General features: G+C 65.3%; 19 protein-coding genes. 13 read left to right on the forward strand and 6 right to left on the reverse strand.

Going from position 1 to position 16,456, the window contains the following annotated elements; translation table 11 throughout:
* The first annotated feature begins 56 nt into the window (after positions 1-56).
* The gene (locus G4G27_RS15605; RefSeq protein ID WP_183109506.1) at positions 57-1,352 is read left to right on the forward strand and encodes an esterase-like activity of phytase family protein; all 1,296 of its coding nucleotides are present in this window, start codon (positions 57-59) and stop codon (positions 1,350-1,352) included.
* 111 nt (positions 1,353-1,463) lie between these two features.
* On the opposite strand, the gene G4G27_RS15610 is transcribed toward G4G27_RS15605, so the two are convergent.
* Positions 1,464-2,759: an Hsp70 family protein gene (locus tag G4G27_RS15610; RefSeq protein ID WP_183109507.1), complete on the reverse strand. Its 1,296-nt coding sequence runs from the start codon at positions 2,757-2,759 to the stop codon at positions 1,464-1,466.
* 206 nt (positions 2,760-2,965) lie between these two features.
* Positions 2,966-3,637: an NAD-dependent epimerase/dehydratase family protein gene (locus tag G4G27_RS15615; protein ID WP_183109508.1), complete on the reverse strand. Its 672-nt coding sequence runs from the start codon at positions 3,635-3,637 to the stop codon at positions 2,966-2,968.
* Between the two features lie 99 nt (positions 3,638-3,736).
* On the opposite strand from G4G27_RS15615, the gene G4G27_RS15620 reads away from it, so the two are divergent.
* The 4 genes from G4G27_RS15620 (at position 3,737) to G4G27_RS15635 (ending at position 5,819) form a co-directional block, all read left to right on the forward strand.
* Positions 3,737-4,129 carry a DUF427 domain-containing protein gene (locus G4G27_RS15620; protein ID WP_183109509.1) on the forward strand — a complete coding sequence of 131 codons (393 nt, stop codon included), beginning with the start codon at positions 3,737-3,739 and terminating at the stop codon, positions 4,127-4,129.
* A gap of 55 nt (positions 4,130-4,184) precedes the next feature.
* Complete coding sequence (locus G4G27_RS15625) at positions 4,185-4,520, forward strand: hypothetical protein (protein WP_183109510.1); 336 nt, start codon at positions 4,185-4,187, stop codon at positions 4,518-4,520.
* Positions 4,521-4,839: 319 nt separating this feature from the next.
* On the forward strand, positions 4,840-5,238 hold the full coding sequence (locus G4G27_RS15630; RefSeq protein ID WP_183109511.1) for a MerR family DNA-binding protein: 399 nt from the start codon (positions 4,840-4,842) through the stop codon (positions 5,236-5,238).
* On the forward strand, positions 5,235-5,819 hold the full coding sequence (locus tag G4G27_RS15635) for a glutathione S-transferase (protein ID WP_183109512.1): 585 nt from the start codon (positions 5,235-5,237) through the stop codon (positions 5,817-5,819). The genes G4G27_RS15630 and G4G27_RS15635 overlap by 4 nt, the downstream gene beginning before the upstream one ends.
* A 48-nt stretch (positions 5,820-5,867) precedes the next feature.
* Here the strand turns inward: G4G27_RS15635 and trpS are convergent, their stop codons facing one another.
* Complete coding sequence (trpS, locus tag G4G27_RS15640; protein ID WP_183109513.1) at positions 5,868-6,884, reverse strand: tryptophan--tRNA ligase; 1,017 nt, start codon at positions 6,882-6,884, stop codon at positions 5,868-5,870.
* A 213-nt stretch (positions 6,885-7,097) separates the two neighbouring features.
* Positions 7,098-7,328: a hypothetical protein gene (locus G4G27_RS15645; protein WP_183109514.1), complete on the reverse strand. Its 231-nt coding sequence runs from the start codon at positions 7,326-7,328 to the stop codon at positions 7,098-7,100.
* A gap of 131 nt (positions 7,329-7,459) precedes the next feature.
* Here G4G27_RS15645 and G4G27_RS15650 point away from each other — a divergent pair, with 131 nt between their 5' ends.
* Positions 7,460-8,545, forward strand: a complete 1,086-nt coding sequence (locus G4G27_RS15650) for an MBL fold metallo-hydrolase (protein ID WP_183109515.1) — start codon at positions 7,460-7,462, stop codon at positions 8,543-8,545.
* 3 nt (positions 8,546-8,548) lie between these two features.
* Here G4G27_RS15650 and G4G27_RS15655 read toward each other — a convergent pair whose 3' ends face one another.
* Positions 8,549-9,244, reverse strand: coding sequence for a helix-turn-helix transcriptional regulator (locus G4G27_RS15655; protein ID WP_183109516.1), 696 nt, complete (start codon positions 9,242-9,244; stop codon positions 8,549-8,551).
* 108 nt (positions 9,245-9,352) lie between these two features.
* On the opposite strand from G4G27_RS15655, the gene G4G27_RS15660 reads away from it, so the two are divergent.
* From G4G27_RS15660 to G4G27_RS15675, 4 genes are all read left to right on the forward strand, one after another.
* On the forward strand, positions 9,353-9,682 hold the full coding sequence (locus G4G27_RS15660; protein WP_183109517.1) for an NIPSNAP family protein: 330 nt from the start codon (positions 9,353-9,355) through the stop codon (positions 9,680-9,682).
* Positions 9,679-10,035 carry an antibiotic biosynthesis monooxygenase gene (locus G4G27_RS15665; protein ID WP_183109518.1) on the forward strand — a complete coding sequence of 119 codons (357 nt, stop codon included), beginning with the start codon at positions 9,679-9,681 and terminating at the stop codon, positions 10,033-10,035. Before G4G27_RS15660 ends, G4G27_RS15665 begins: the two co-directional genes overlap by 4 nt.
* Before the next feature lie 180 nt (positions 10,036-10,215).
* Positions 10,216-11,460, forward strand: a complete 1,245-nt coding sequence (locus G4G27_RS15670) for a M64 family metallopeptidase (protein WP_183109519.1) — start codon at positions 10,216-10,218, stop codon at positions 11,458-11,460.
* Positions 11,461-11,598: 138 nt separating this feature from the next.
* The gene (locus tag G4G27_RS15675) at positions 11,599-12,591 is read left to right on the forward strand and encodes an MBL fold metallo-hydrolase (RefSeq protein WP_183109520.1); all 993 of its coding nucleotides are present in this window, start codon (positions 11,599-11,601) and stop codon (positions 12,589-12,591) included.
* Here the strand turns inward: G4G27_RS15675 and G4G27_RS15680 are convergent.
* Positions 12,588-13,481 (reverse strand): LysR family transcriptional regulator, encoded by an 894-nt coding sequence (locus G4G27_RS15680; RefSeq protein WP_183109521.1) that lies wholly within the window; start codon positions 13,479-13,481, stop codon positions 12,588-12,590. The two genes, G4G27_RS15675 and G4G27_RS15680, sit on opposite strands and share 4 nt — an antisense overlap.
* A 107-nt stretch (positions 13,482-13,588) precedes the next feature.
* Here G4G27_RS15680 and G4G27_RS15685 point away from each other — a divergent pair, with 107 nt between their 5' ends.
* The 3 genes from G4G27_RS15685 to G4G27_RS15695 all read left to right on the forward strand — a co-directional run bounded on the left by G4G27_RS15685 (position 13,589) and on the right by G4G27_RS15695 (position 16,421).
* The gene (locus G4G27_RS15685) at positions 13,589-14,581 is read left to right on the forward strand and encodes an aldo/keto reductase (RefSeq protein WP_183109522.1); all 993 of its coding nucleotides are present in this window, start codon (positions 13,589-13,591) and stop codon (positions 14,579-14,581) included.
* Between the two features lie 29 nt (positions 14,582-14,610).
* Positions 14,611-15,009, forward strand: coding sequence for a cupin domain-containing protein (locus tag G4G27_RS15690; RefSeq protein WP_183109523.1), 399 nt, complete (start codon positions 14,611-14,613; stop codon positions 15,007-15,009).
* A 335-nt stretch (positions 15,010-15,344) separates the two neighbouring features.
* Complete coding sequence (locus G4G27_RS15695) at positions 15,345-16,421, forward strand: acetamidase/formamidase family protein (RefSeq protein ID WP_202049588.1); 1,077 nt, start codon at positions 15,345-15,347, stop codon at positions 16,419-16,421.
* Positions 16,422-16,456: the final 35 nt, after the last annotated feature.

Genomic DNA, 16,456 nt, shown 5'->3' on the forward strand with positions numbered 1-16,456 from the left:
CATCGTCGCGACGATACGCTTTTCACATCGCCACAACGATGTGCCAGTAATACTCGATGACCGACAGCCGCGCTCGCGCCACCTCGCTCGACTTCACCGACGAAACCCTCGCCACGCTCGCCCTCCCCGGCGGCGCGCTGACCATCACGCGTGGCCTCGGTTCGGGTCTCGCGCGCCGCGCGGGCGATCCGCCGGGCACGATCTGGGCGATCGGCGACCGTGGCCCGAACCTCAAGGTCAAGCTCGCGCTCGAACGCTATCGCCTGACGCAGATGGCGCCCTATGCGAAGATCGAAGGCGCCAAGATCATGCCGCGTCCCGATATCGGACCGGCAATCTCCGAACTGCGCATCGAAGGCGACCGCGTCACCATCGTTCGCACGATCCCATTACGCGGTCACGGCGGCGCCACGCTGTCCGGCCTGCCCACCCCCGGCGGCGCGAACAGCGTCAGCGAACCGGCGATCGCGCTCGACGGCACGATCCTCGCACCCGACCCGTCGGGCGCGGACACCGAGGGTATCGCCGCGGCGGCGGACGGCAGCTTCTGGATCGCAGAGGAATATGGCCCGTCGCTGTTCCACGTCGCGGCCGATGGCGGGGTCATCGCCCGCTGGGTGCCGAGCGGCAGCGAAAGCCTGTTCGCCGGCGCCGACTATCCGGTGCTCGGTGCGCTCCCCGCCATCGCCGCGCGCCGTCAGATCAACCGTGGCTTCGAGGCGCTCGCATTATCGGAAGACGGTGTCTGGCTCTACCTCGCCTTTCAGAGCCCGCTCGCCCATCCGGACGAGAAAGCGCACCGCAAGGCACGCCATGTGCGCATCTGGAAACTGGACACGAAAACCGGCGCGGTCGCCGCGCAATATCTCTACCCGCTCGACGCGCCCAAAACCTTTCGCCGCGATGTGGCGCTGGGCAAGGTCGACAAGTCCGACATCAAGGTCAGCGAACTCGTCCTGCTTGGCCCGGACCGCCTGCTGACCCTCGAACGCGCCTCGGCCACGACCAAGCTTTACGCCGTGCGGCTCGACGCGGCCCATGCGACCGCCCGCGAACAGCTCGACGACGCGACCCGGCCGACGATCGAACAGCTCAGTGCAGACGACCGGATCGGCGATCTCGCGCTGAAAAAGACGCTGATCCTCGACACCGACGATCTCCCCGAAGTTGATCCGGACCTTGAAGGACTGGTCGTGCTGTCGGCAAACACGCTGCTGCTGGTCAACGACAACGACTTCGGCACGGAGGGCGTGCGGACACGCTTCTGGCGAGTGGAACTGGCGAGCGATCTACCGATCGGCGTCCCTCTCCCATCGGAAGAGGGAGGGAGGAGCGAAGCGACGGAAGGGTGAGGGTGACTCCATTCTTCGCCCTCGCCCTCACCCTCCCACTGCTTCGCAGCGGGCCCCTCCCTCTTCCATCGGGAGAGGGTTTTGAGCGCTCAACCGTTTGCATGACGCCTCTCAAACCGACCAGGCCGCCAGGTCATCCTCTTGCCCGATCAGCGCAAGGCCATGCGCGATCGAGGTGAGTTCGCCGCCCGACGCGATCGCCGCGTCGCCGAAGCGTTGTTCGAAGATCGCCCGGACGCGTGGTGTCAGCGATGTGCCGCCAGTCAGGAACACACGATCGATCTGCGCCGCCGTCACCCCGGCCACGGTCAGCGCGCGATCGACGGTCTGGTCGATCCGCGCGATATCCTCGGCGATCCAGGTCTCGAATTCGGTGCGGGTGACATCGGCCTCGATCGTCAGGCCCGCGCCGGCGAAGTGGAAATGCGCCCGATCGTCGTTCGACAGCGCACGCTTCAGCCGGCCGACCGCGTCGTACAGCGGATACCCCAGCTCCTGCTCGATCACCGCGATCATCCGGCCGATCGCCGCCGGGTCGGTCGCGTTGCGGCGCAACTGTTCGAGCTCGGCCATGGTCTTGCGGTTGCGCATCAGCGCCAGTCTCGACCAGTCGGCGAAATCGGCGAAGTAACCGCGCGGGATTTCCAGCAGTTTGTCGAACGACTTGTACGTGCTGCCCTTACCCAGCATCGGCAGCACCAGCCGGTCGATGATGCGGTAATCGAAGCGGTCGCCGGCGATGCCGATACCGGCATGGCCAAGCGGTTCGCAGCGTCGCGCGGCGCCCGGTGCGGCGATGCGCACGACCGAGAAGTCGCTCGTGCCGCCGCCGAAATCGGCAACCAGAACGGTTGCCGGCTCGGTCAGCCGCGCCGCGAAGCTGTACGCCGCGCCGACCGGTTCATAGACATAATGGATTTCCGCGCCGATCCCTGCGAACATCAGATCGTAGCGCGTCCGCGCCAGTGCCGCGTCGGGCCGGCGGCCGGCATATTCGACCGGACGCCCGACCACCACGCGTGCCGGCGCGGCGTTCAGCCGCCCGCCGCTGCGCGCGCGCATCTTGTCGAGGAACAGCCGGCCGAGATCCTCGAAGCGCAAGCGCCGTTCGAAAATCGAGGCATGTTCGAAACTGGCGCTCGCCGCGACCGATTTGAACGACTGCACGAAGCGGCTGTCCTGCGGATATTCGAGATATTCGGCGATCGCCCATGGCCCCGCCTCCGACGCGATCCCGCCGCGCACCGCATCGTCGTGCCAGAAGCACAAGGCCGAGCGGAACACCGCGTCCCGGCCATCGGGCGCGTCGAACTCGATCAGCTCGGGCGGCACGCCGTCACGCCCAAGCGCGGCGACGCTGTTGGTCGTGCCGAAATCGAGCCCGAGCACGGGGCCTTTGGTCTGCATGACGATCTCTCTGGGTTTTTGCGCCGGACTTGGTGGGCCAGCGGGCCGGTGCCTTTGCGCCGGGTCGGCGCGAAGGGCAAGCCCCCGTTTGCTCCCCTCCCCGAAAGGGAGGGGCTGGGGGTGGGTCGGACCTTGGGATGACCGCTGTGCCCAAAACCGACCCACCCCCAACCCCTCCCTTGCAGGGAGGGGAGCAGGTTAGCCCGCTATCCCGCCGCCCGATTGATATCCGCATTATCCAGCACGTGCTTGTCAAACCCGTCCCGTGCGACCGCGATCATTGCCCGCCCGACATTCTCGGTCGTGGTCACCGCGCCCGGCCAGCGGCGGCGCACCGGCCCGGCGACCCAGCCGGTCAAGGCATAGGCCGCCCGGTACCAGCCGGTCTTCGACACGATGCCGTGCAAGGGCTGGATAAACCCCGGCCGGAACATGAAACTCGCCTTGAACGGCAGCCGCGCCAGCGCCGCTTCGGTCCGGCCCTTGACCCGCGCCCACATCATCCGGCTTTGCTCGCTGGTGCCCGCGCCAGTGACATAGACGAAGGTCGCATCCGGATTGAGCGCCGCGACGCGCTCGGCGATGACCAAAGTGAGGTCATGGGTGATGTGGGTATAGTCCGCCTCGTTCATCCCCGCGACGGACACGCCGAGGCAGAAGAAGCAGGCGTCGCACTTGAGCAGGCTCTCGCGCACCGCGCCGATCGCGAACAGATCCTCGACCACCAGTTCGCGCAGCTTGTCGCCGCCGGCATCGCTGACCGCGCCAGTGATCGCGCGGCCGACCGTCATCACATCGGTGACGCCATCGTCGAGCAGACATTCGCGCAGCACGCCGCGCCCGACCATACCGGTCGCACCGAAGATCAGGACTTTCATGGGTCTGCGACTAGCAGCCCCGCGCGGCCCGTGAAAGCGCCGAGCGCCCATGGCGGCGGAGGCCCCCGCTTCCTATCTCCAGCATCAAGGAGATCATCCATGTCCGACCAGACCAGTGCCGACAGACCGATCAGGATTCCGGGGCCCGACCACCCGATCACGATCACGGCCGATCCGTCGCATGTGCGCGTGATCGTCGCCGGCAAGACCATCGCCGACACCCGTAATGCGCTGACCCTGCAAGAGGCGTCCTATCCGCCGGTCCATTACATCCCGCGCGCCGATCTCGACATGGCGCTGGTCGAACGCACCAGCCATTCGAGCCATTGCCCGTACAAGGGCGAGGCGAGCTATTTCAGCATTCCGGCGGGCGGCGAGCGGTCGGTCAATGCGATCTGGAGCTATGAAACGCCCAATGACGCGGTGGCGCAGATCAGGGATCATGTCGCTTTCTATCCCGACCGGGTCGACGAAATCGTCATCGAGCCCTGACTCGGTATTACAGGCAAATTGAACGCAATCATATCTTTGCAAACCCACCGGATCTTTGACCGCATTCGCCCCACTTGCCGCCGTTCCCCACGCAGTTACAAAGGCAGACTCAGATCTTTACCCGGAGCATCGTATTTCAATGGCTGGAAGCGACGAAGAAATAGCCCGGCGCGCATTGCAATTGCAGAATGACGGACGAGAATACTCAATTTTCGAGCTTCATGGTTACGCTGAATGGTCGTCGCGGAAAATTCATCAAGGTGAAAGTCCCGCGACTATGGCGCATCTGGAATCGATAGGCTTGTTTATGCGTCTAGAGGAAGCAACTGCTGCGGACGAAAGCCTGTTCGAAGAGATGCTCGATGAATTGAAATTTTCTTTAGGGTCATGATCGAAGCCACAGATGAAAGGTCACCCATGCTCGAATGACCGGCGTTAGCGGTCATTCGCGGGCGGTGTTTGTGAACTACGTAATCGGTAAATTGAAAGGGGCCGTATCTCGCGATACGGCCCCAATCGTGTCAGCAGCTGCAGGTCTTGCAAGTGCAGGGCTGGCAACGGCAGCCTTCCGACTTTTGCGGAACGGCGGCCGGCTTGTTTTCGACTTTCTGCGACATGTTCGACTCCTTCTTCTGGTTCGCCCCAAGCATCTTGTCCTTGGGTGACAGAGCTTCTAGCATCCGTACCATAGTACGGAGTCAACAGGTAAAATGCTGACCATTTCAGGCCTGGCCAAAAGCGCCGATGTCGGTGTGGAAACGATACGCTTCTATCAACGCAAGGGGTTGCTCGGCGTGCCCGACGCGGGGCGTGCCGATGCGGGGGGCAAGGTGCGGCGCTATGACGCGGACGATGTCCGCCGGCTGCACTTCATCCGCCGTGCGCAGACCGCCGGTTTCACGCTGGAGGAAATCGCCCGGTTGCTCGCGCTCGACAGCACCGAAGATCGCGCCGAGGCGCATGCGCTGGCGACGGCACGGCTCGAGGCGCTCGATGAGCAGATCGCGAAGCTGACCCGTGCGCGCGTTGCGCTCGTCTCGCTGACCGGCGCCTGCGAGGCGGGCAAGACTGGCCCCTGCCCGATCATCGAGGCGTTCGAGGCCGCATGACCCTGCCCATCCTCTACAGTTTCCGCCGCTGCCCCTATGCGATGCGCGCACGCATGGCGGTGCTGGTCAGCGGCATGGCGTTCGACCTGCACGAGGTGAGCTTGCGCGACAAACCGGCGGCGATGCTCGCCGCGTCACCCAAGGGCACGGTGCCGGTGCTGGTCCTGCCCGACGGCCGGGTGATCGACGAGAGCCTCGACATCATGCGCCATGCGCTGGGCGAGCATGATCCGGAGCAATGGCTGGACGGCGACGACACCGCGCTGATCGCGGCCAATGACGGTCCGTTCAAACATCATCTCGATCGTTACAAATATGCCGACCGTCATGGCGCCGACGCGATCGAGCATCGCGCGGCGGGGCTGGCGTTGCTCGGCGTGCTGGAGGAGCGGCTGGCGATCACCGTCAATCTGTGCGGCGAGAACCGCGCGCTGACCGACATCGCGCTGATGCCGTTCGTGCGCCAGTTCGCGGCGGTCGATCGCGACTGGTTCGATGCGCAAGCCTTGCCCGGCGTGCAGGCATGGCTGGCGCGGCATATCGCATCGGACCTGTTCGTCAGGGCGATGGCGCGGCACTGACTCCTTTTCTCCCGGGTCTGCCTCCGTCCTAAAATATTCACCTCACCGTCACAGTTCGAACAGCCCAAGCGCGGCATGCAGCTCCGCTTTGGTCGCCTCGGTCAACACTTGAGCCCTGGCGGTGCCGGAACGCAGGACGTCGCGCACGAAATCGGGATCGCGCGCCAAGGCGGCGCGCCGTTCGCGGATCGGCCCGACCAGAGACTTCAACACGGTTTCAAGGCGGCGCTTGACCGTCTGATCGCCGAGCCCGCCGCGCCGGTAATGCGCCTTCAGGTCCGCCACCGCAGCGCGCTCATCGTCGAACGCGTCGAGATAGGTGAACACGACATTACCCTCGACCCGGCCCGGATCGGACACACGCAGATGATCGGGGTCGGTGTACATGCGCCGCACCGCGTCCTCGATCGCCGCGTCGCTCGACGACAGGGCGATCGCATTGCCCTGCGATTTGCTCATCTTGGCCTTGCCGTCGACGCCGGGAAGCCGCCCGACATCGGGGATGAGCGCGCGCGCCTCGGGCAACAGGTCGTGCCCGATCTGGCGGTTGATGCGCCGGACGATCTCGTTGGTCTGTTCGATCATCGGCGCCTGATCATCGCCGACCGGCACCAGGGTCGCCTTGAACGCGGTGATGTCGGCCGCCTGAGCGGCGGGATAGCAGAGGAAACCCGCCGGAATATCGCGGTCGAAGCCGCGCGACCGGATCTCGTCCCTGACCGTCGGGTTGCGTTCGAGCCGGGCCAGAGTGACGAAGTTCAGATAGATCATGGTCAGTTCGGCCAACGCCGGCAAAGCGGACTGCACGCAGATGGTGGACAGATCCGGATCGATCCCGGCCGCGAGATAGTCCAGCGCGACTTCCATCACGTTGCGCGCCACCTTGCCCGGGTCACCGGCATTGTCGGTCAGCGCCTGGGTGTCGGCGAGCAGCAGATATTGCTGGTGCCGGTGCTGCAGGGCGACGCGGTTGCGCAACGACCCGGCATAATGGCCGAGATGCAGCGGACCGGTCGTGCGGTCGCCGGTCAGGATGACGGCGGGAGGGTTGACTTGGGAGGACATTGGCTTTGCTCTTTCGGATAAGAGCCACCGCCACGGTCGGATGAAGTTCGTTCAAATGTCCCGGCCGCTGTGCGGCGGCTCGAGTCATGGGGGATGACGGGCCGCGCTTAGAAGGCGGGCCACCAGCAGGTTGCGACAATGATGTGCCGGTTCGTCATGCTCGGCCTCCTATGCCCACGCGCCGCACAAGACAAGCATGGCGGCGCGGACTTTTCAGGCATTCACCTCGTCATACAGCGCGACCAGCCGGTCGACCTCAGCCACTACCGCCTGCTGCTCGCTCAGCCAGCGATCGGTCGCATCGGTGGTCGGCTCGCCCTTGCGCCCGTCATGGAAGGTCGCGCCATTTTCGATCAGCCAGATCATGTCGCGCGCACGGGTACGCTGCAGCCGCAAATGGGTCATCCATTGTTCGATGATGCCGGATGGTATCGTCCTGTCCATTTTGCTCTCCCTGTTCTTCAACTCATATAGGAAGCTTAGGGTCCGGTTACGCGGCCAGTGGACAAAGGGCAGGATCGCGGCGACATTCGGGCCGTGCCCGCAACCGTCCGGGCCATATCGGAGGCCGTGCCATGCTCCTGAACCGCCGCTCGCTGTTGAAGGGCGCAGGCGCGCTGATGCTGCCCTGGCCGGCGGTCGCCGCCGCTCCCCGCCCCGCCCCGCTCCGCTTTACCGTGCCGACAATCGACCGGCTCGAACTGACCGTGCTGGTCGACGGTACCGCCGCGCTGTTCGGGCTACCGATCGACAAGCCGGACCTGAAGACCATCCCGACCCCACGGCTGGCCGATTATCACGCCGCGTTCCTCGCGCAATGGGGCTATTCGATCCTCGCCAGCACCCGCGCGGGCGCGGTCGAGCGGCGCACCCTGGTCGATTTCGGCTACACGCCCGAAGCCCTGCTCAACAATATGAGGCTGCTCGGCATCGATCCGGCGACGATCGACGCGATGGTGCTGAGCCATGGCCATTACGATCATTTCGGCGGGCTCGACGGGCTGCTCGCGACCGGCAAGGTGCGGCGTGGCACGCCCTTGTTCGTCGGCGGCGAGGAAGCGTTTTGCGACCGCATACGCGGCATGACGCCCGACGGCCCGCCGTTCGGCGCGATCGATCGCCCGGCACTGGCCAAAGCGGGGATCAAGCTGGTCGTCGGTCCGGAGCCGGCGATCGCCGGGCAGGGCTTCACCACCGGCATGATCCCGCTGGTTTCGCCCGAACATCCAGTCGTGCCGACGGCGATGCTTCCCGGCAAGGGCTGCGACCGCGCGGCTATCGATCCGGCCAAGCGCGACAAGGATTTCGTGGTCGATGACGCGGTCCATGAACTGGGCACCGCGTTCAACGTCGCCGGGCATGGCCTGGTGGTGATCGGATCGTGCAGCCATCGCGGCATCATCAACACGGTGCGCCGCGCGCAAGCGGTGTCGGGGATCGACAAGGTGCATGCGATCGTCGGCGGGTTCCACCTCGTGCCGCCGCAAACTCCGGCTCAGGCGCTGCAGACGCTCGACCTGATGCGTGCGATGAACCCCGATTATATCATCCCCGGCCATTGCAGCGGTGAGACGTTCATCGCCGCGGCGCTGGCGGCGATGCCCGACCGCGTCGTGCGATCGGTGGTCGGCCAACGCTATCAGTTCGGCGTCCGCGACTGATCGTCAGACACGCACCCCGAAGCGGCTTTCCAGCCCGACCACGCCCGCCGGGGTGACGATAACCGCGCGGCTGCCCTCGACCCGGCGCAGCCAGTGGCGCGCAAGCAGTGCCCGATAAAGCGCCGACCCGACCGCACCGGCGATGTGCGGGCGGCGTTCGCTCCAGTCGAGGCAGGGCCGACAGAATACCGGGCCACTCGCGGTGCCATCCAGTTCGATGCCGAGATCGGCGAGAAAGACCAGACCCTCCCCGGTCACCGCCGCGCCCTCGCGGTCGAGATCGATCCGCCCGCTCGCGCGGAGCGCATCGGCGATCGCGACCGCGACTTCCCCGGCAAGATGGTCGTAACAAGTACGCGCGCGGCGCAGCGCCTTGTCGCGCGGGCCGGTGACCACCGGCTTGCGCTTCACGCCCGCATCGATCGTCGCGGCGACCCCCATCATCCCCTCCAGCATCGCACCGATCGCCGGCGAGGACAGGCGGTAATAACGGTGCCGCCCCTGCGCCTCGACGCCAAGCAGTCCGGCCTCGAGCAAGCGCGCGAGATGGCCGCTGGCGGTCGGCGGGGTCACCCCGGCCGCGCGCGCCAGCTCACCCGCGGTGAGCGCGCGGCCATCCATCAGCGTCACCAGCATCGCGGTGCGCGTCGGTTCGCCGATCAGCGCGGCGATCTCCGCCAGCGAGGAAATGCTCGTCATCATCGCATCCTTAAGCGCGGAAACGCCGATGCGATGCTTCGGTCCCGGCCGAACCATCGCGAGGTGCGCGGCTCTATCAGGTCGGCACCACGATATGAAAGGCGGACCATGATCACCTGCTTCATCAAATACGAACTCGACCCTTACAAGCTGGCCCAGTTCGAAGACTATGCGCGCAACTGGGGTCAGGCGATCCCGCGCTGCGGCGCCGATTTGATCGGTTATTTCGCGCCGCACGAAGGATCGGCGACCACAGCGTACGGCGTCTATTCGATCGCGGATCTCGCCGCCTATGAGGCGTACCGCGCGCGGCTGCGCGACGACCCGCTTGGTCGCGAGAATTACGCATTCAGCCAGCGCGAGCAGTTCATCAGGCGCGAGGACCGGCTGTTCCTGCGCCTCGCCTCCGGCCCGCACGCGCCACTGGTGCGCCCGTGATCGCGGTGATCTTCGAAGTATCGCCGGCACCGGGCGAGCGCGACCATTATCTCGACCTCGCGGCACAGCTGCGGCCCGCGCTGGAGAAGATCGACGGCTTCGTCTCGATCGAGCGTTTCCAGAGCCTGAGCGAACCCGGCAAGCTGTTGTCGCTGTCCTTCTGGCGCGACGAGACGGCGGTCACCGCCTGGCGCAACCAGCCGGCGCACCGTGCGACTCAGGCCAAGGGGCGCGAAACCGTGTTCACCGACTATCGCCTGCGCATTGCCGGGGTCGCGCGCGATTACGGCTTGAATGACCGCGCTCAGGCACCGGAGGACAGCCGGGACGCCCTGAATACCAGGAGATTATAAGGTCGTGGCGACCGAATCCTATCGAACCAGAACGGATGGAACCCGGCTTTGCCAAATATGACCGCGATCGTATCATCCATACAGCGCGAAGCCGGTGCCCAACCAACCTGTGTCGTCCGCGCCAGGATGTAGATCCACACAAGCGCTTTTCGATCAACCCGCTCGACAAGGATGAAGTCGATGGCAGAACCGATCAGACAGCTGATACGACTTCTCATCAGGGTCGGCCCGGAGCGGCCGGAAATCATCGATGTCGATGCGGTCAGCGGGATCGCGCCGCAACCCGATCCGCCACCCCAGCCGGGCTCGCGCGCCTTCTGGATCGGCATCACCGAACCTGGTGCCGAACCCGTTTTCCAGAGGCTGGCGGCACTTCGCCGGCATGAGGAGACCTTTGAAAAGGGTTCCTGGTCGAACGCGACATCGACGCGTGACAATCTGGTCGAAATCGAACTGCCGTGGAGCGGCGATCCCGAAGCGACGCTGCTCGTCGTTATCGGCACCGGGGAAGGACAGCCGGAAAGCACAGCCGTCTCGATCGCCAGTCTTGGCCTGCTCGACCCCTTGCGCATCCCCTATCTGAGCCAGTTCACGCTGCTCGCGGAAAGGGAGATACAATATCCGCGCACCGACCTGAATCTCACCGACAATGGCAAGGCGGTCATGCTGGCCTTTCTGCCCGACGGATTCGTCGAAGCGGAATTCGCCGCCTTTCACCGTATCGTTGCCGACTTTATCGACCAGTTGCGCCGGACCGCGCCGTTCGACCGCTATCGGGATGCGATCGACGCGGTGATGATCGACGTTCCATCGGCCAAATCGGGTATCCACGACCCTTTGAAGCTGGACGCCGATGTCGATCCCTGGTTTGGATCGGGCATGGGCACGGGCAATATGCGCCGTCTCATCGTCGCCGAGCATGCGGACAGGGCGATCAGTGTCGCGCGCGCCGCGATCGGCAAGGCGCGCCGGATCCAGTGCCTGATCGTCGCGAACACGTCCGACTATGGCGGCTCGGGCGGGACGGTCGCGGTGTTTTCGGGCCATAGCGATTCGGGCCAGATCGCGATCCACGAACTCGGCCATTCGATGTTCAAGCTGGCCGACGAATATAGCGATGACGGCAACCCCTTCGACGCCAATCCGGCTGAACCCAATGTCAGCGCCGAACCGGTGCCGGGCGGCGGCTGGACAGCGGAGGATCGCGGCAGGCTGAAATGGAATCGCCTGCTCACGCCGGACATTCAGCTACCGACGCCGCCGTCGGCGGGGCCTGCGGTGATCGGCGCGTTCGAAGGGGCAAAATCGCGACCGGAGGGACTGTTCCGCCCCACGCTTGATTGCAAGATGCGCGCCCTGACCAAGCCCTTCTGCCCGGTGTGCAGCGCCGCGATTGCCGCAGCGCTCGATCCGTATCTGCCCTGATCCTCTTTTCTGGGTCCTGATCCTCTTTTCTGGGCCCGATCCTCTTTTCTGGGCAGAGCGTCGCCGGCATTCGGTGACGCGACAGACCGAGGCAGCGACCCGATTGTCTCGACAGGCAACCACGTGCAGAAGCCAGGGATGCGAAACCGCTATTACCAGGGCCCGACGTCCGACCATTTCGATGGCGAACGGTTCTTCAATCCTCAACACCCGACGACCGACCGCAGCCTGGCCGCGCTGCTGCGCTGGCGGTTTGGCGGGACGCGCGCGACCTGGCCCGAGACGGCACCGGGCAAGCAAGTCGTGCCCGATGCGCGGGTTTCGGGCTTGCGTATCACGATGGTCGGCCATGCCAGCGTCCTGATCCAGACGGCGGGGCTGAACCTGCTGGTCGATCCGGTCTGGTCGGATCGCGCCAGTCCCCTGTCATGGGCGGGGCCGCGCCGCGCCAACCCGCCCGGCATCGTCTTCGAGGACCTGCCACCGATCGATGCGGTGCTGCTGACCCATAATCACTATGATCATCTCGACCTGGCGACGCTGAAGCGTCTCTATGCCGATCACCGCCCGCGCCTGATCGCGCCACTCGGCAATGCGCGGATCGTCGAACGGTCGCTGCCCCAAACCAGCGTCGAGGAATTCGACTGGTGGCAATCGACCGGCCTGAACGACGATGTGACGGTCTCGCTATGCCCGGCCAACCATTGGTCGGCACGCGGCATCGGGGATCGACGGATGGCATTGTGGTGCGGTTTCTTCATCCGGTCATCGTCGGGCAGCGTCTATGTCGCGGGCGATACCGGTTATGGCGACGGCCATATCTTCCGCGACATCCGGCAGCACTTCGGCGCGCCCGACATCGCGCTGCTGCCGATCGGAGCTTACGACCCGCGATGGTTCATGAAGGACCAGCATGTCGATCCCGCCGAAGCGGTGCAGATCATGCTCGACTGCGGCGCGCCGGAGGCGCTGGGCCTGCATTGGGGCACATTCGCCCTGACCGACGAACCCTGGTCGGAGCCGAAGGAAGACCTGGCCGCGGCGTTGCAGCAACACGGCCTGCCCGTCTCCGCCTTCACGGCACTGGAGCCCGGCGATGTCTGGACCAGGTCGGTGGGAGTGATCCGCTAGCCCCGATACCGTAACGTCTCGACCAGCAATGCGAACGCCGCGGAGGGCTGGCGGCGGCTCGGATAATAGAGATGGTAGCCGGCAAAGGGCGGGCACCAATCCTCCAGCACGCGGACCAATGATCCATCGGCGATCTGCGCCGCGGCCTGGCCTTCGAGCACGCAAGCCAGGCCGAACCCGGCGGTCGCGGCGCGCACGATCATCGGCATATTGTTGAACACCAATTGCCCGTCGACGCGCACGCGTTGCTCGCGCCCGCTGCGCTCCAGTTCCCAGGCATAAAGCCCGCCGGCGGTGGGCAGGCGCAAATTGATGCATTGGTGATCGGCCAGATCCTGCGGCACCAACGGCACGGCATGCCGCGCGAAATAGGCCGGCGCGCCGACCACCGCCATGCTCAGATCGGGGCCGATGCGCACCGCGACCATGTCGCGCGCGATCGTGTCGCCGAGCCGTACGCCGGCATCGAATCGGTCGGCGACGATGTCGGCCAGCCCGGAATCGATTGCCAGTTCGACATGAATGTCGGGATAATCGGGCAGGAGTTTGGCCAGCGCCGGCCACAACACGCTCTGCGCGGCATGTTCCGAAACGGTGATGCGGATCGTACCCGAGGGCCGGTCGCGCAAATCACCCAAAGCGGCGAGGCCGGTGGCGATATCGTCGAGCGCAGGCGCGAGCGCGCGCAACAGCCGCTCGCCCGCTTCGGTCGGCGCGACGCGGCGCGTGGTGCGAGTAAGCAACCGCACGCCGAGCCGCGTCTCCAGCCGCCGGATCGTGTAGCTCAGCGCGGATTGCGACGTGCCGAGCAACGCCGCCGCTCGCGTAAAGCTGCGCGCCTCGGCCACGGTCATGAAAGCGTTGAGATCGACCAGTTCGTCGCGCTGCATATATGAATCCTGGATATGACTACATGCGCTTTTAGCCGTCTAATCGATCAACGTCATCACGCCTACCTCATCGCCAGGCGCCGATGTCCGGCGCGATGGAGTCGATCATGCAACAGCGTATTCTTGGAAACAGCGGCCTTGCCGTCTCGGCGATCGGCCTTGGCTGCATGGGCATGAGCTTTTCCTATGGCCCGCCCCGCGACAAGGACGAGATGATCGCGCTGCTGCGCGCGGCGGTCGAGCGCGGCGTGACATTTTTCGACACCGCCGAAGTCTATGGCCCGTTCATCAATGAAGAACTGGTCGGCGAGGCGCTGGCGCCGCTGCGCGACCGCGTCGTCATCGCGACCAAATTCGGCTTCGATATCGGCACCGATCCGCTCACCGCGCCGGGGCTCGACAGCCGGCCCGACAATATCCGTCGCGTGGCCGACGCTTCGCTCAAACGGCTCAAGACCGATGTGATCGACCTTTTCTATCAGCATCGTGTCGATCCCGATGTGCCGATCGAGGATGTCGCCGGCACGGTGAGCGATCTGATCCAGGCCGGCAAAGTGCGGCATTTCGGCCTGTCGGAGGCGGGTGCGCAAACCATTCGTCGCGCCCATGCGGTGCAACCGGTCGCGGTGCTGCAGAGCGAATATTCGCTCTGGTCGCGCCAACTCGAGACCGAGATCATCCCCACATTGGAGGAGCTGGGTATCGGCCTGGTGCCGTACAGCCCGCTCGGCAGGGGCTTCCTGACCGGCGCGATCGACACGACGACACGGTTCGGCAGCGACGATTTCCGCAGCACGCTGCCGCGTTTCACGCCCGCCGCGATCGCCGCCAATCAGGCACTGATCGACTTGCTCGGCCGGATCGCAACCGCCAGGCAAGGTACGCCGGCACAGGTCGCATTGGCCTGGCTGCTCGCGCAAAAACCCTGGATCGTGCCGATCCCCGGCACCACCAAGCTTGCCCGGCTGGAGGAGAATATCGCCGCCGCATCGCTGGTGCTGACAAAAGACGATTTAGCCGAGATCGAGCGGACGGCGGCATCGATCGCAATCGAGGGCGACCGCTATCCCGAAAGCCTGGAGCGAATGACCGGCCGCTGAGTTAGAGTCACCTGACAAGGAGATCGACGATGGAGATCAAGCGCAGCGGCTCGCAGCCCTCGGCCATGGGGCCGGCCGACTATTTCACCGGAACGGTGCGCATCGACGCGCCGTTCCAGCGGCCCGATCCGGCGCGGGTCGGCGGTGCGACGGTGACTTTCGAACCCGGCGCGCGCACCGCCTGGCACACGCATCCGCTGGGCCAGACTCTGATCGTCACCGCCGGGCTCGGCCGGGTCCAGCGCGAGGGCGGGCCGATCGAGGAAATCCGACCCGGCGACATCATCTGGTTCGCGCCGGGCGAGAAGCATTGGCATGGCGCATCGCCCGAAACCGCGATGACGCACATCGCCATCGCCGAGGCGCAGGACGGCAAAGTGGTCGACTGGCTGGAGCAGGTCAGCGACGATCAATATAGCGCTTTTTAAGTTCTAATATTCTTGACCTGACCACCCGGGCGACTACGACTACGTTTGTAGTCAAAAGCCATTGTCTGGCGTAACAATTTCCCGGGGGACCGCATGCGACGCCTTTTCACACTGATCGCATTGTGCCTGTTCGCCTCACCGTCGCTGGCGCAACCGGCGCCCGGAAACCGGGCTGAGACATGGGTCCTGATGCAGGATATGTGGGGCAATCCCGCATATTCGACTCTCACCCTGATCAGGACCGGCGACCAGCTGAGCGGCGATCTCGATGGCGATCCACTGACCGGGCACGTGTCGGACAGGCGATCATATTTTCGGCAAAGGACGCACAGGGAATGGTCTACGCCTTTTCCGGCACGCGGACCGGCGACACGATGGCCGGCGATGCCGACTTACCCGACAATAACTTCCCCGATCGCCGGGCGCGGCACGGTTTCACCGCACGGCGCATCGCCGACCGGCCCGCCGGACCACCGCGCACCTATCGCTTCGTGCCGAGCGATTACAGCAACAGCTTCGACCCGCATCGCCCGCCCGTGCTGACCATCTGGCCGGGCGACAGCGTGGCGACCAGCACGATCGATTCCGGCGGCGTGGATGCGGCGGGCAAGACCGTCGCCTTGTTCGGCAACCCGCAAACCGGACCGTTCTTCATCGCCGGCGCAGCGCCCGGCGACACGCTGGCCATTCATATCAAGCGGCTACGGCTCGACCGTGACTATGCCGACAGTCTCGACACGATCGTCGGCCGCGCACTCGGATCGAGCCTTGCGGCAAAGGCGGGCGATCTGGGCAAACCGGTACGATGGACGCTCGACCGCGCCGCCGGGCGCGCGCGGCCCGCCTCGGCGACCGGCGCCTTGAAGGACTTCTCGATCGCCGTTCGCCCGATGCTCGGCGGACTGGCGCTTGCGCCGGGCTTCGGTTGGCAGCCGCTATCGACCGGCGACACCGGATCCTCAGGCGGCAATATGGACTTCAACGAAGTGGTCGAGGGCAACACCGTCTATCTGCCGGTGCAGCAACCCGGCGCGCTGCTTTATCTCGGTGATGCCCATGCCCTGCAGGGCGATGGCGAGACGTCGCAATATGCGCTGGAGACGTCGATGCAGGTCGAATTCTCCGTCGAACTGATCAAGGCCAGGCGCATCGGCGGCCCGCGCGTCGAATCTCCGACCGAGATCATGACGCTCGGCCAGGCCGGCTCGCTCGATGAAGCATTGAAGGCGGCGAGCACGGGCATGATCGCGTGGCTGCAACAGGATTACGGCATGACGCTGTCCCAGGCGGCACAGCTGCTTGGGGTCGCGATGCATTATTCCGTGCCCAACCTTGCCGGGCGCAGCGTCGGGGTGGCGGCGCGGATCGACAAGGCGCTGCTACCGGCAAAACTCGACGCGCGCCGGAACTAAGTCGAGCCGAAAAAGCGGCAATTCACGATCCGCAC

The sequence above is a fragment of the Sphingomonas sp. So64.6b genome (genome assembly GCF_014171475.1).
Classification (GTDB): domain Bacteria; phylum Pseudomonadota; class Alphaproteobacteria; order Sphingomonadales; family Sphingomonadaceae; genus Sphingomonas; species Sphingomonas alpina_A.

Excerpts from the sequence above, each read along its gene's own strand:
- G4G27_RS15670 (WP_183109519.1), top strand. The coding sequence starts at position 10,216 with ATGGCAGAACCGATCAGACAGCTGATACGACTTCTCATCAGGGTCGGC.
- G4G27_RS15650 (WP_183109515.1), top strand. The coding sequence starts at position 7,460 with ATGCTCCTGAACCGCCGCTCGCTGTTGAAGGGCGCAGGCGCGCTGATG.
- G4G27_RS15635 (WP_183109512.1), top strand. The coding sequence starts at position 5,235 with ATGACCCTGCCCATCCTCTACAGTTTCCGCCGCTGCCCCTATGCGATG.
- G4G27_RS15695 (WP_202049588.1), top strand. The coding sequence starts at position 15,345 with ATGGTCTACGCCTTTTCCGGCACGCGGACCGGCGACACGATGGCCGGC.
- G4G27_RS15675 (WP_183109520.1), top strand. The coding sequence starts at position 11,599 with ATGCGAAACCGCTATTACCAGGGCCCGACGTCCGACCATTTCGATGGC.
- trpS (WP_183109513.1), bottom strand. The coding sequence starts at position 6,884 with ATGTCCTCCCAAGTCAACCCTCCCGCCGTCATCCTGACCGGCGACCGC.
- G4G27_RS15660 (WP_183109517.1), top strand. The coding sequence starts at position 9,353 with ATGATCACCTGCTTCATCAAATACGAACTCGACCCTTACAAGCTGGCC.
- G4G27_RS15620 (WP_183109509.1), top strand. The coding sequence starts at position 3,737 with ATGTCCGACCAGACCAGTGCCGACAGACCGATCAGGATTCCGGGGCCC.
- G4G27_RS15645 (WP_183109514.1), bottom strand. The coding sequence starts at position 7,328 with ATGGACAGGACGATACCATCCGGCATCATCGAACAATGGATGACCCAT.
- G4G27_RS15615 (WP_183109508.1), bottom strand. The coding sequence starts at position 3,637 with ATGAAAGTCCTGATCTTCGGTGCGACCGGTATGGTCGGGCGCGGCGTG.
- G4G27_RS15680 (WP_183109521.1), bottom strand. The coding sequence starts at position 13,481 with ATGCAGCGCGACGAACTGGTCGATCTCAACGCTTTCATGACCGTGGCC.
- G4G27_RS15655 (WP_183109516.1), bottom strand. The coding sequence starts at position 9,244 with ATGACGAGCATTTCCTCGCTGGCGGAGATCGCCGCGCTGATCGGCGAA.
- G4G27_RS15610 (WP_183109507.1), bottom strand. The coding sequence starts at position 2,759 with ATGCAGACCAAAGGCCCCGTGCTCGGGCTCGATTTCGGCACGACCAAC.
- G4G27_RS15685 (WP_183109522.1), top strand. The coding sequence starts at position 13,589 with ATGCAACAGCGTATTCTTGGAAACAGCGGCCTTGCCGTCTCGGCGATC.
- G4G27_RS15605 (WP_183109506.1), top strand. The coding sequence starts at position 57 with ATGACCGACAGCCGCGCTCGCGCCACCTCGCTCGACTTCACCGACGAA.
- G4G27_RS15630 (WP_183109511.1), top strand. The coding sequence starts at position 4,840 with ATGCTGACCATTTCAGGCCTGGCCAAAAGCGCCGATGTCGGTGTGGAA.
- G4G27_RS15690 (WP_183109523.1), top strand. The coding sequence starts at position 14,611 with ATGGAGATCAAGCGCAGCGGCTCGCAGCCCTCGGCCATGGGGCCGGCC.